This window comes from Plantactinospora alkalitolerans (genome assembly GCF_015690345.1).
Lineage (GTDB): Bacteria > Actinomycetota > Actinomycetes > Mycobacteriales > Micromonosporaceae > Plantactinospora > Plantactinospora alkalitolerans.
In genome coordinates, this window is sequence record NZ_JADPUN010000289.1 from 1 (window position 1) to 12,859 (window position 12,859).

Below are 12,859 nucleotides of genomic sequence, written 5' to 3' on the forward strand. Positions count from 1 at the left end.
GAGGAACGGTCCGGCTGACCCGCACCCCGCCCCCTGGTGACCCTGGTGCCGGATCGGGTTAACGTTTGTTCATGTCGACCGCGTCCCCCCGCGAAGCCGTTATCGTCGCGACCGCCCGTTCCCCGATCGGCCGAGCGCACAAGGGTTCCCTCCGGGAACTCCGCGCCGACGACCTCGCCGCCACCATCGTCCAGGCGGCGCTGGACAAGGTGCCGCAACTCGATCCGACGCAGATCGACGACCTCTATCTCGGCTGCGGCCTGCCCGGCGGCGAGCAGGGCTTCAACATGGCCCGGGTGGTGACCACCCTGCTCGGCCTGGACACCGTGCCCGGGGCCACCCTCACCCGGTACTGCGCCTCGTCGCTCCAGACCACCCGGATGGCGTTCCACGCGATCCGGGCCGGCGAGGGCGACGTCTTCGTCTCGGCGGGGGTCGAGTGCGTCTCCCGGTACGTCCGGGGCACCTCCGACAACCTTCCGCCGCAGGCACAGGAGATCGTCGGTGGCGGCTGGCAGAACCCGAGGTTCGACGCGGCGCGGGCCCGGTCGGCGACCCGGGCCAAGGGCGGCGCCCCGGTCTGGGAGAACCCTCGGCTCCAGGGCGGACTGCCCGACGTCTACCTGACGATGGGCCAGACCGCGGAGAACCTGGCCGAGGCGTACGACGTCAGCCGCGCCGACATGGACGAGTTCGGCGTACGCAGCCAGAACCTCGCCGAGAAGGCCATCGCCGACGGCTTCTGGGCCCGGGAGATCACTCCGGTCACCCTGCCGTCCGGCGAGTGGGTCGACTCCGACGACGGCCCTCGGCCGGGCGTGACCCTGGACGGGGTGGCCGGGCTCAAGCCGGTGTTCCGGCCCGACGGTCGGATCACCGCCGGCAACTGCTGCCCGCTCAACGACGGCGCCGCCGCCGTGATCGTGATGAGCGCGGAGCGGGCTCGGGAACTGGAGATCACCCCGCTGGCCCGGATCGTCTCCACCGGGGTGACCGGACTGTCCCCCGAGATCATGGGACTCGGCCCGGTCGAGGCGTCCCGGCAGGCGCTCCGCCGGGCCGGCATGACCATCGACGACATCGACCTGGTCGAGATCAACGAGGCGTTCGCCGCCCAGGTGATCCCGTCGTACCGGCAGTTGGACATCCCGCTGGACAAGCTGAACGTGATGGGCGGCGCGATCGCGGTCGGGCATCCGTTCGGGATGTCCGGTGCCCGGATCACCGGCACCCTGCTGAACGCGCTGGACTGGCACGACAGGAGCATCGGGCTGGAGACCATGTGCGTCGGCGGCGGCCAGGGCATGGCGATGGTGCTGGAGCGGCTGAGCTGAACCGCCGGCCCGCCGGCGCCGGTCAGAGAGCCTGGCGGGTCGCGGTGACCTCGGCCTCGGCCTCGGCCAGCACCACTGCCGGCGGAGCGGCGGCGATCAGGTCCGCCGCCACCACCCGGAGCTGGTCGGGCAGGGCCAGGTCGTTCTCCAGCCGGGGTACGGTCCGGCGCCGCTCGCCCGTCGCGTCCGCCGCCAGGTTGGCGAGCAGTTGGACGAGCCGGTGCAGCAGGTCGGCGCGGGCCGAGTTGCCGGTGGTGGCCGGCGCGACCCAGCGCGGCGCGGTCCAGTGACCCACCTGCCGGACCAGCAGGTCCACCTGGCGGGTCAGCGACTCCACCGGGCGTCCCGGTTCGGCTGCGTTCATCGCGGCTGAGTCTACGTTCAGCGGGACCCGGGGCTCAGCGCCTGACGTAGCTGATCAGGCGGAGGATCTGCCAGTAGAGGAAGATCAGACCGACCAGCAACCCGAACGCGCAGTACCAGGCGTACCGGGCCGGCAGGCCGTCCCTGGCTCCGCGCTCCACCAGGTCGAAGTCGAGGATGAAGGTCAACGCACCCACCGTGATGCAGACCAGGGCGAAGACGTACGGCAGCCAGCCGACCTTGCTGGTGGTGCTGTAGATCTCCAGCGCCTGCCGGCCGGCGATCAGGTAGACGGCGAAGTTGACCAGGCTCAGCACCACCACCCCGATCAGCGCGCCGATCACCATCCGGGTGAACCGGGGGGTGGCACGGAGTACCCGGAGCCCGTAGAGCACCGCCATTCCGGCGAAGACGCCGAAGGTGCCGACCACGGCCTGCACCACGATGCCGGGATAGACCGCCTCGAAACCCCGGCTCGCGACGCCCAGCAGCACACCCTGGAGAATCGCGTAGGCGCCGATGACGATCGGGTTGGTGACCCGCCGGATCGAGATCACCAGGGCCAGGACCAGTCCGGCCAGCGCCGAGCCGATCGCCGCCGCGCCGGCCCAGCCGTCGGTCAGGGTGGTCCAGGCGATCGCGCCGGTCACGCCGGTCAGGACGAGCAGTACGACGGTGCGGACCACCACGTCGTCGACAGTCATGGCCCGGACGGCTCCGGCGCCGAGTACCCGGCGCTCGACCCGGGCGGTGTCGTCCAGGCGGCTCAGCACCGGGTTCGAACTTTCCACGCCCTACCCTAACAACTCGGACATTTCTATCCACAGAACTCGTGCTCGCCCGACCGGTCCGGAAACCGCACGCACGGCCGACGCCCGCCCCGGGAACGGGACGGGCGTCGGGATGGATCTCGTGGTGGTGCGGGCTCAGCTCAGTCGTCACCCTGGAAGTAGCTCAGCAACCGCAGGATCTCGATGTAGAGCCAGACCAGGCTGACCAGGATGCCGAACGCGGCGGTCCACGAGTAACGACGCGGCAGCCCCATCCGCACGCCCTCCTCCACCTCGTGGAAGCTGAGGATGAAGCTGAGCGACGCGATCACGATGCAGATCAGGCTGAAGCCGATGGCCACCGGACCACCACTGCGCAGGCCGGTGTCGATGTCGGTGGTCAGCGTGATCACGAAGTTGATCAGCATGACCGCGAAGACCCCGACCATCGCCGCGACGACGCCCCGGACGAACTTCGGCGTCGCCCGGATGGCCTTGACCTTGTAGAGCCCAGCCATCAGGAAGAAGACCCCGAAGGTGGCGATCACCGCCTGCAGGACGATGCCGTCGTACCCGGCGATCGACTCGAAGAACTTGCTGACCATGCCGACGAAGACGCCCTCGATGACCGCATAGGTGATCACGAGAGCCGGGTTCGCCATCCGCATGAACGAGATGACCAGGCCGAGGACCAGCCCGACCACGGCAGCACCGATCCAGGCCGCGCCGACGAGCTCGTCCGGCACGAGCACCCAGGCCAGCGCAGCGGTCAGCCCGGTGATGCCGAGCAGGGTGACGGTCTTGACGACGACATCGTCGATGGACATTGGCGCTACGGTGGGTGGCGCGGCCGGGTAGCCGTCCGCCGTCGGGTACGGCTGCCCGTAACCGGGCTGTCCGTATGCGCCGGCCGGGGCGTACCCGCCGGCCCGCTCCCGCTCGGCCGCCTGGCCGAGTCGGGCCAGCACCGGGTTGGACGTCTTCACTGTGTCAAGCCTCCTGGAAGGTCGGTGCACGGTGACCGTGCCCTTTCCAGGGTAATGGTCGGCGGCAATGTTGTGGAGATCCACGTCACCTGGCGCCCGTGCCGGAAGATGTGCCCGGGGCGGGGATCGAACCCGCACGCCTTGCGGCAGCCGCTTTTAAGGCGGCCGTGTCTGCCATTCCACCACCCGGGCAGGGCGGCACCGGACGCGATCGGCCCCGGTGCCTGCCACGGTAGCGGTTGAACCCCCACCGGGCGCACCCCGTTCCCGGATCGGCACTAGGGTCGTTGTCGTGACCAGCACAGCCCGCGCGGCGCAGGACGCCGACTCCGGCCAGGCCACCCCCGCGAACGAGTCCGACCGGCCGCCGACCCGGACCGCCCGGTTGCCCGAAGGCCTCCGTCGCCGCCGCCCGGACCTCGCGGTCTGCCTGTTCTTCCTGCTCGCGGCGGGCTGGCTCACCTACGGGCTCTGGCTGGACCCGACCACCCGGACCCTCGCGCTCAATCCCCAGGACCAGATCCTCATCGAGTGGTTCATGGCGAACGACACCCGCATCCTGCTGGGCGATTTCACCCTGGTCAGCGACCGGCTCAACGCGCCGGACGGCTTCAACATGATGACCAACGCCACGATGATCGTGCCCGGACTGCTGCTGACGCCGGTCACCCTGCTGTTCGGTGCCGCCACCACGTTCGCCGTACTCATCGCCGGCAACCTGGCGGCCACCTCGATCGGCTGGTACTTCCTCTACACCCGGACGCTCCGGGCCCACCGCGTCTCGGCGGTCGTCGGCGCCGCCTTCTGCGGATTCGCCCCGGGAATGATCTCCCAGTCCAACAGTCATCCGCACATGACGGCGCAGTGGCTCGTACCGGCGCTGGTCTGGTGCGTGGTGCGGATGGCCCAACTGGCCGATCCGGCCCGACCGGAGGGTGGACCGCCCGCCAACCGCCGGCTGCTCGGCCTGGCGGCACTGCTCGCCGCGCTGGTCTGCACCCAGGTCTTCGTCGGCGAAGAGGTGCTGTTCCTGACCGCCGGGGCACTCGCGCTGATGACGGTCGGATACGCCGTCGCCGCACCGCGCCACGTTCGGCGGGTGCTGCCCCGGTTCTCCGCAGCCCTGCTGGTCAGCGCGGCCCTGGCTGCCGTCGTGCTGGCCTACCCGCTCTGGGTGCAGTTCTACGGCCGGCAGAGCATCCCGAACGGGATCTTCAGCCCCGACTACTTCTCGGCCGACCTGGCCAGCTACCCGGCGATCTCGCCGCTCTCCCTGTTCGGCTCCGCCGAGGCGGCCCGGTTGAGCACCGGGGCGGCCGAGTACAACAGCTTCCTCGGCCTGCCCCTGCTGGTGGTCGCCGTGGCGCTCGCCTGGTGGCTACGCCGGCGTCCACTGGTCATCCCGCTCGTGGTCACCGGCCTGATCTGCGCCTGGCTCTCCCTCGGCCCCCGGGTGGTGCTGGACGGCACCCGTACGGAGACCTGGGCGCCGTACTCGCTGCTGCGGGACAAGCCGATCATCGAGGGCGCGCTGCCGATGCGGTTCGCCCTGGTGCTGATACCGGTGATCGCCACCCTGCTGGTGCTGGCACTGGACCGGGCCCGCACCTCGACGCTCGGTGCGACCCGGATCGCCGTACCGGTGGCGGTCGCCGCCGCGCTGATTCCGATCGCGCCCGCCCAACTGCCCACCGCCGACCGTGCGCCGGTGCCGACCTTCATCACCGCCGGACACTGGCGCGACTGTGCACCGGCCGACGGCGTGCTGGTGCCGGTGCCGCTGCCCACACCGCAGAAACCGGAGAAGATGCGCTGGGCCGCCGCCGCCAACGCGGAGTTCCGGCTGCCGGAGGGATTCTTCATCGCGCCGTACGCGGCCGGCGGGAAGGCGTCGATGGGCACGTACAAGCAGCCCACCTCGGCACTGCTCAGTGAGGTCGCCGAGTCTGGTGCGGTACCCGGGATCACCGACGCCAACCGGCAGCAGGCCACCCGGGACGTGGCGTTCTGGGACGCGTCCTGCCTGGTGCTGGCCCAGTCGGAACCGAACGCGGCGGCGCTGCGCCAGACCCTGGAGGCGCTGTACGGCCCCGCCACCACGAGCGCCGACGTCTGGACCTGGCGGTTCTGACCCGGCCCGCCGGCCGGGCCGGACGGCGGCGACCCGGGCGACGACCATTGAGTTGTCGGTCAGTCCTCCGGAATCTCGGCGACGGCGAAGACGGACTGGCCGAACGGCATCCGGACCCGCCCCTCCACCCGGCGTAGCACCGGCACGCAGAACCGGTCGTAGATCTTCAGCGGCATGCCCTCCCGGGGCGCGCCGTCCAGCGCCTTGACCAGCAGCATCCAGCCGAGCAGCCCGATCGAGTTGACGTAGTGCACCTTGACCGGTCGCAGCCCGGCCCGACGCAGCGCCGCCGTCATCGTGGAAACGCGGTACCGCCGGAAATGGCCGATCTTCCGGTCGAAGTTGCTCATCGCCTGTTCGAAGGCCGGCACGATCAGGACGATGCGTCCGCCCGGCCGGACCAGCCGAGCGAAGTCACGCAGGGCCGCCACGTCGTCCTCGATGTGCTCCAGCACGTTGAGGGCGACCACGGCGGAGTGGTCCGCGCTGTCCCGGATCGGTACGGCGAGTTCCCGGACCCGCACCCTGGGATGGCCGTCGAACCGCTCCCGCAACTGTGCCAGCCGCCCCGGGTCCGCCTCGGAGGCGGTCACCGTACGGCCGTTGGCCGCCCAGAGCGCGGCGGCCTCGCCGAGGCCGGAACCGATCTCGAGGGGATCGTCGCCGAGCCACGGATCCGACAGGTCGAGGATCCACCGGTTGTGGTTGACCGCCGACCGGAGGCCCTCCAGTACCGCCGACTGCAGGACTGTCGACTCGGCGAGCGTCGCGGGTGCCTGCAGGTCCCCTGGCGCGCTCACCTCGCCGGACCAGCAGCCGGCCCGGTCACGACAACCACCGGGAAAACTGTCCTTTCCTGGGCGCGGACGAATCGATTGGGGGGCATTTTCGACTCCTCGTCATCACGTACCAAGGAGAGACAGAATATCCACGCCGCCTCACAACCGACCAGCCGAGGGCGGCCGCCGTTTGGCGACCGTCCCAGCAGGCGGGAGGTGCGGGGATTCAGACCCGGGGATCGACCCTGGTCGAACTGTCACGCCTCGACGCGATGTCGCGGGCGACCGGAGTGCTCGCCTCGACGAACTCCTCCCGGGGGTCGTGCAACTGCCCCAGCGCGACGACCTCGCGACGGAGGAAGAAGGCGAGGCTCCAGTCCACCACCACCCGCACCTTACGGTTGAACGACGGGATCCGGCTCATGTGGTACGTCCGGTGCATGAACCAGGCCGGCAGCCCCTTGAGCTTGATCCCGTAGACCTGGGCGACCCCCTTGTGCAGCCCGAGGCTGGCGACGCTACCCGCGTGCTTGTGCTTGTACTCCACCGGAGTCCGGCCCCGGACCACCGCCCGGATGTTGTCGGCCATCCTCACCGCCTGCCGCACCGCGTGCTGGGCGCTCGGCGAGCAGTACGTCCCCGGCGGACCCGTGAGGTCGGGCACCGCCGCGCAGTCACCGGCGCTCCAGGCCCCCTCGACGATCCGGTCACCGTCGACCACCTGGAGCGTCGGAACGCAGGTCACCCGCCCCCGCTCGTCCCGGGGCAGATCCGTCTGGGCGAGCATCGGCGAGGGCTTCACCCCGGCCGTCCAGACGATCGTGTCGGCCCGGAAGCTGTCGCCGTCGGAGAGCCGGACCAGTCCGTCCACGCAGGACTCCAGCCGGGTCTCCAGCCGGATATCCATCTTGCGCTTCAGGAGCTGGGCCACCGTGTACGCGCCCATGTCCCGGTCCACCTCGGGCAGCACCCGCAGGGTCGCCTCGACCAGCACCCAGCGCATGTCGTCGGCCTTCAGCTCCGGGTAGTACTTCAGCGCGTCCCGGGCCATGTCCTCCATCTCGGCCAGCGCCTCGATGCCGGCGTACCCGCCGCCGACGAAGACGAAGGTCAGCGCGCAGCGCCGGGTCTCCGGGTCGGTGGTGGCGGCCGCCACGTCGAGCCGGTCCAGCACGTGGTTGCGCAGGAAGATCGCCTCGCCGATGGTCTTGAACCCGATGCCCTGCTCCGCCAGTCCGGGAATCGGCAGGGTGCGGGACACCGAGCCGGGCGCCACCACGATGTGGTCGTACTGGATCTCCCGGGCCGGTCCGATGATCGGCTGCACCGTCGCGGTCTTCCGGGCGTGCTCGACCCGGGTGACCGTACCGGAGACGATCGTGCAGCGGCGCAGCTCGCGCCGGAGCGGCACCACGGAGTGCCGGGGCGAGATGTTGCCGGCCGCCGCCTCGGGCAGGAACGGCTGGTACGTCATGTGCGGCTGCGGGTCGACCACGATGACCTCGGCCTCCCGCGACCGGAGCTTCTTCGACAGGCGCAGGGCCGCGTACAAGCCGACGTGACCGGCACCTACCACAAGGATCCGCTGCGGATTCACGCCTCCATCTTTCCCCCACCCGGCCCCGAATGCTGGCCAGATGCCCCCTTCTGTGATTGACGACGCCAAGTGACCCGCGTTACCCAGTTTGCGGTGATCCGCTCGGCCCACCGCTGCCGACCGCCACGAAACGACCCGCTACCTGCGCCGGAACATCCAGCCGAGCAGCGCGGCGGCGACCACGGCCAGGGCGAGACCGCCGAGCAGCGCGACGACGAAACTCCGGTCGCCCCACTGCCCTTCCACCGCGAGCAGCGGCACCGCCAGCACCGCCGAGGCGAGCGCGACCCCGAGCGCCCGGGACACCCACCGGGCGAGGACCTCGGGGGCCACCACCGCGTCGTACGACAGCAGGGCGGCCAGCGCGGCGAGGCTGTGCGTCAGATAGAGGAAGGTGGCCAGCCCGAGCAGCCGCCACAGCTCCACCGGCTCGTCGTACCAGCCGGTGGCCACCACCCAGGCGCCGGCGGCGGCCAGCAGGACCACGGTGGTCCAGGCCCGACGCGGGACGGCCGCCGGCAGCAGCGCCGCGACCATCAGCAGGCCGAGCAGCCGGACGTCCGACGGCATCGCGGGGTACGCCAGCAGGAGGGAGACGAACGCGCAGAGGAAGACCCCGACCCGCACCAGCAGGGGCGCCAGGGTGATCCGGCCGATCGCCGCGTAGAGCTGCATGATCCGGGTCACCACCGGGCTCCTCCGTCCGCCACCGGGCCCGCCACCGGACCGTTCGCCACCAGGGGACGACCGTTCGCCGTCACCGGACCGTTCGCCACCAGTGGACCGTTCGCCGTCACCGGACCGTTCGCCACCACCGGGCTCACCGGAGCGCGGGCCGGGGCGCGGAGGCGAGCCGGGCCACGTCCCGGAGTACCAGGTCGAGACTTCCGGCGCCGGCCCAGGTGACCACCGGCACGCCGTGCTCGCGGAGCTGGCCGATGGTGTTGTCCCGGTCCAGTCGCCAGAGCCGGTGCGCCGCGTCGGTCCACTGGCCCCGGGCCGGCGGGGTGGCCGCCGGCGGCAGCGTGTCCACCGCCACCACGAACCGGCCGGACCGGGCCAGCCGGGCCAGCATCTTCGCCGACCGGCCGTCCACCAGCGGGGTGAACACCACCACCAGGGCGTTGGAGGAGAGCAGTTGCGGGCCGAAGACCTGGTCGTACGGCTCGTGCGGCGACTGCTCCACCTGGACGTCGAGCAGCCACTCGAGCAGGGTCAGGTACTGCCGGCGGCCGGTGGCGGGACGCAGCCGACGGGCGGACGGACCGTATTCGAGCAACGACACCCGGTCGCCCCGGTGCAGGTAGTGCTCGGCGATCGCGGCGGCGGCCCGGACACAGGTGTCCAGCACCGACGCGCTGCCCCGGATGCCACCCGAGCGACCGGCCTCGGCCAGTACGTCGAGCAGCAGCACCACCTCCGCGTCCCGGTCGGAGAGCATCGCGGCGACGTGTAGCTGCCGGGCCCGCAGCGAGACGCGCCAGTCGATACGGCGCAGCCGGTCGCCGGGCCCGAAGATCCGGACCCCGGCCAGCTCGCCGCCCTCGCCGGGGCGACGGGACCGGTGCCCGCCGACCAGTCCGGCGGCCCGGGGCATCGCCTGGTCGGCGTCGAACGGTTCGGTGACCGGATAGACGGGCACCGCGCGCGCGTCGCTGAGCATCGTCTGGCTCACCAGCAGCCCGTCGCAGGCGGCGGCCCGGACGGCGGCCGGACCGACCCGGTGCCGTCCCCAGCGCAGCGTCTCGCCGCGCAGTTCGAGGTCGGAGACGGTGCCGGCCGGCACGGTGAAGCCGTACGGGCGGTCCGTGGCGCTCCGCCGCGCCGGTTGCTCCGGCTCTTGGCCGCTGCCGCTCCCGCTCCTGGCCGGTGCGTCCGCCGCGGCGGTGTCCGGTTCGACGTCCTCGGCGGTGAAGGTCACCCGGTCGATCCGGAGCCACTTCGACACCACGGTGCGCATCATGACCAGGTCGTAGCCGACCTCGTCCCGGTTGCCCACACTTATCGCGCCGACCAGCGGGCTCCCCTCCACCAGGTTGGTGTCGTCGACCCCGATCGCCAACTCCGGAGCGAGCGTGGGACGGCGCCGGAGCGCGTACGCGGTACCGAGCGCGAACGGCGTGGCCAGGACGACGAGATCGACCCGCCCGAGCAGCGCTCCGGCCACCAGGAACAGCCCGGTCAGCAGCACCGCCCGGCGCAGTGCCGGAGTCGGGGTCCAGGTCGGCGCCGGCTCCTCGGGCACGTCGGTCGACCCGGCCCTGCGCTGCCCGGGTACCGCGGGTCGCACGTACGGTTCGGTCGTCGTCATGGCGATAGCGCCCCCGCGGGCCGGGCGGCGTAACTGGGCAGCGCGCCGCTGGCCGGCGCGGGTGTGGAGTCCAGTACCTCGTTCACCACGAACGACGGGTCGACCCGGCGCAGCCACATCTCGGGCCGCAGCGTGATCCGGTGCGCCAGCACCGGCACCGCCACCGCCTTGACGTCCTCGGGGATCACGTAGTCACGGTTGGCGAACGCGGCCTTCGCGCGGGCCAGCAGCAGCAGGCCGAGCGAGCCCCGGGGCGAGGCACCGACCAGCACCGAGGCGTGCTCCCGGGTGGCCGCCGTCAGCGCGACGATGTAGCGGCCGATCGAGTCCTCCACCACCACGTTCTCCAGGGCCGCCTGCATGGCCCGGAGCAGGTTGGCGTCGACCACTGGCTTCAGCTCCGCCTCCTCCTGGCGGCGGTTCATCCGCCGGCGCAGCACGTCCCACTCCTCGTCGGCGGTGGGATAGCCGAACGAGACCCGGAGCAGGAATCGGTCGAGCTGCGCCTCCGGCAACGGGTACGTGCCCTCGTACTCGATCGGGTTGGCGGTGGCGATCACGTGGAACGGGGGGTCCAGCCGGTAGGTGACACCCTCCACCGAGACCTGCTTCTCCTGCATCGCCTCCAGCAGCGCCGCCTGGGTCTTCGGCGGCGTACGGTTGATCTCGTCGGCGAGCAGCAGGTTCGTGAAGACCGGACCGGCCCGGAAGGTGAAGTCGGCGGTGCGCTGGTCGTACAGGAACGACCCGGTGACGTCGGCGGGCAGCAGGTCCGGGGTGAACTGCAACCGGCGGAAGTCGAGCCCGAGCGCCTGGGCGAACGAGCGGGCGGTCAGCGTCTTGCCGAGCCCCGGCAGGTCCTCCAGCAGCACGTGCCCGCCGGCCAGGATCCCGGCCAGCACCAGTTCCAGGGCGTCGCGCTTGCCCACCACCACCGTGCCGACCTGGTCCAGCACCGCGTGCGCGAGCCGCCCCACGTCGAAGGTGCTGACCTGGTCCGCGTCTTTCATAGCTTCTCCAATTGGGCGACGTACGCCGCGAGGTCGCGCGGCGGCGGAGTGCGCTTGGCAGGCGTACCGAGAAATTGCCACAGGGGCTCGCCGAGCAGCGCACGGGCCCGGACCGGATCGCCGGCCCGGGTGATCCCGTGCCGCTGCCGGAGCAGTTCGTCGGCGAGTTCGGCGAGCACCGGCAGCACCGCCCGGTTGAACCGCTCCGGCTCCCCCTGCGCCCAGGCCAGTTTGGCCTCCCACCGGTGGACCGAACTGCCCAGGGCGTCCCGGACGGCCCAGTTGTAGCTGCCATCCTCCTCGCCCCGCTCGGGGTCCCGGACGAGCCGGATCCGGGGCGGCGGCGGTGGGATGAGCGCCTGGGCGACCCGGCGGATCAGCAGCAGGGCCAGGAAGCCGGCGAAGATCGCGGCGGGCGACACCTCGACCCCGACCATCCGCAGCCCGAGTACGACGGCGGCGGCGAGCGCCCCGGCGGCGAGCGCGCTCCGCAGCCAGGCCCGTACGCCACCGCTGCGGCGGGCGGCCCGGGGCTGCTGCTGTTCGTCGTCGTCTTCGAGCAGGTCGTAGATGCTCGCGCTGGACTCGCTCATCCGAGCCTGCCCTCGGCTCCGGACCGGGTGGAACGCTCGCTGCCGGCGGCCACGGCGGTCCCCGCGGCGGTGGTGAGTTCGGTCCTCAGCCGTTGCAGCGCGGAGCGGGCCTGGGCGCGCATCCGCTCGTCCACGGTGTGGGTGGCGTACCGCGCCTCCCGGTAGACCTCGGCGAACGCCGCGAGCACGTCGGCACTGACCGGCCGGCCGGCGCCGAGCAGCCGGGTGACCAGTTCGGCCGGGGTGTCGCCGGGTCGACGTTCGACGCCGGCCGCCGCCGCGGCCTGTTCCAGCCGGACCCAGCAGGCGATCACCGCCTTGCGCGGATCGGCGTCACCGTCGGAGAGGTCGACCAGGCCGGCGTCGAGCGCGGCGACCACCTCCTCGGCGGTCTCCGTCGCGGACCGGACCGACCTGCGGCCGGTGCTCCTGGCGAGTGCCTTCCGGCGCCGCAGCAGGTCGCGGGCCAGGGCCCAGAGCACCACCCCGAGCACGACCAGCACCACCGCGCCGCAGAGCAGCGCGCCGACCATCGGGATCCAGTCGGGCAGGCTCGCCCCGGCCTCGGAGGCGGCCGACTGGCCCGGGGGCGGCTCCGCCGGCTGCTGCTCGGGCAGGGTCGGCACGATGTCGCTCGGCGGTTCGATCCGCTCGAACCCGATCGACGAGTGGGCCGCCGCGAGGGCGGCCAGGCCCAGTAGTCCGGTGACGGCGGCCAGCGGCCACAGCGTCCGCAGCAGGGCGGAGGTCAGTGTGGATCGGGCCGGCTCCTCCCCCGGACGGGCACGACCGGAGTGCCCGTCGGTCATCGCCACCGCCCCTTCGAGCCGTCTAGCGGAAGTCGTCCAGCCCGGCCAGGCGCCTCGCCCGGGTGAAGACCTCGTCCAGCATTGCCGGTGTGAGCCGTCCGGTAAAGGTGTTCTGCTGGCTGACGTGGTAACAGCCGAGAACCTGCGGTACGGCCTCTCCGGACCAGTGTGCCCCA

The 12,859-nt window shown here is 71.8% G+C and carries 12 protein-coding genes, 1 tRNA gene and 1 pseudogene; 2 read left to right on the top strand and 12 right to left on the bottom strand.

Going from position 1 to position 12,859, the window contains the following annotated elements; translation table 11 throughout:
- Positions 1 to 71: 71 nt before the first annotated feature.
- Positions 72 to 1,334: an acetyl-CoA C-acetyltransferase gene (locus tag I0C86_RS33125; protein ID WP_196205245.1), complete on the top strand. Its 1,263-nt coding sequence runs from the start codon at positions 72 to 74 to the stop codon at positions 1,332 to 1,334.
- A gap of 22 nt (positions 1,335 to 1,356) precedes the next feature.
- Here the strand turns inward: I0C86_RS33125 and I0C86_RS33130 are convergent, their stop codons facing one another.
- The 4 genes from I0C86_RS33130 to I0C86_RS33145 all read right to left on the bottom strand — a co-directional run bounded on the left by I0C86_RS33130 (position 1,357) and on the right by I0C86_RS33145 (position 3,645).
- Entirely contained in the window at positions 1,357 to 1,698 is a 342-nt protein-coding gene (locus I0C86_RS33130) for a hypothetical protein (RefSeq protein WP_196205246.1), read from the bottom strand.
- Between the two features lie 34 nt (positions 1,699 to 1,732).
- Positions 1,733 to 2,488 carry a Bax inhibitor-1/YccA family protein gene (locus I0C86_RS33135; protein ID WP_196205247.1) on the bottom strand — a complete coding sequence of 252 codons (756 nt, stop codon included), beginning with the start codon at positions 2,486 to 2,488 and terminating at the stop codon, positions 1,733 to 1,735.
- A gap of 140 nt (positions 2,489 to 2,628) precedes the next feature.
- Complete coding sequence (locus tag I0C86_RS33140; RefSeq protein WP_196205248.1) at positions 2,629 to 3,453, bottom strand: Bax inhibitor-1/YccA family protein; 825 nt, start codon at positions 3,451 to 3,453, stop codon at positions 2,629 to 2,631.
- Positions 3,454 to 3,564: 111 nt separating this feature from the next.
- A tRNA-Leu gene (locus I0C86_RS33145) sits at positions 3,565 to 3,645 on the bottom strand.
- A gap of 100 nt (positions 3,646 to 3,745) precedes the next feature.
- Here I0C86_RS33145 and I0C86_RS33150 point away from each other — a divergent pair.
- Positions 3,746 to 5,584, top strand: a complete 1,839-nt coding sequence (locus tag I0C86_RS33150; RefSeq protein WP_323373988.1) for a hypothetical protein — start codon at positions 3,746 to 3,748, stop codon at positions 5,582 to 5,584.
- A gap of 59 nt (positions 5,585 to 5,643) precedes the next feature.
- On the opposite strand, the gene I0C86_RS33155 is transcribed toward I0C86_RS33150, so the two are convergent.
- The 8 genes and pseudogenes from I0C86_RS33155 to I0C86_RS33190 form a co-directional block, all read right to left on the bottom strand.
- A complete protein-coding gene (locus tag I0C86_RS33155) occupies positions 5,644 to 6,384 on the bottom strand; it encodes a class I SAM-dependent methyltransferase (RefSeq protein WP_323373989.1) in 741 nt (246 codons plus the stop codon).
- Between the two features lie 205 nt (positions 6,385 to 6,589).
- Positions 6,590 to 7,960, bottom strand: coding sequence for an NAD(P)/FAD-dependent oxidoreductase (locus I0C86_RS33160; protein ID WP_196205249.1), 1,371 nt, complete (start codon positions 7,958 to 7,960; stop codon positions 6,590 to 6,592).
- 138 nt (positions 7,961 to 8,098) lie between these two features.
- Positions 8,099 to 8,647, bottom strand: a complete 549-nt coding sequence (locus I0C86_RS33165) for a hypothetical protein (RefSeq protein WP_407676379.1) — start codon at positions 8,645 to 8,647, stop codon at positions 8,099 to 8,101.
- Between the two features lie 133 nt (positions 8,648 to 8,780).
- Positions 8,781 to 10,271 (bottom strand): DUF58 domain-containing protein, encoded by a 1,491-nt coding sequence (locus I0C86_RS33170; RefSeq protein ID WP_196205250.1) that lies wholly within the window; start codon positions 10,269 to 10,271, stop codon positions 8,781 to 8,783.
- Entirely contained in the window at positions 10,268 to 11,281 is a 1,014-nt protein-coding gene (locus I0C86_RS33175; protein ID WP_196205251.1) for an AAA family ATPase, read from the bottom strand. Before I0C86_RS33175 ends, I0C86_RS33170 begins: the two co-directional genes overlap by 4 nt.
- Positions 11,278 to 11,874, bottom strand: coding sequence for a hypothetical protein (locus I0C86_RS33180; protein WP_230395194.1), 597 nt, complete (start codon positions 11,872 to 11,874; stop codon positions 11,278 to 11,280). Before I0C86_RS33180 ends, I0C86_RS33175 begins: the two co-directional genes overlap by 4 nt.
- Positions 11,871 to 12,683 (bottom strand): DUF4129 domain-containing protein, encoded by an 813-nt coding sequence (locus I0C86_RS33185; RefSeq protein WP_196205252.1) that lies wholly within the window; start codon positions 12,681 to 12,683, stop codon positions 11,871 to 11,873. The genes I0C86_RS33180 and I0C86_RS33185 overlap by 4 nt, the downstream gene beginning before the upstream one ends.
- A 22-nt stretch (positions 12,684 to 12,705) precedes the next feature.
- A pseudogene (locus I0C86_RS33190) lies at positions 12,706 to 12,859 on the bottom strand (uracil-DNA glycosylase); the annotation flags it as partial.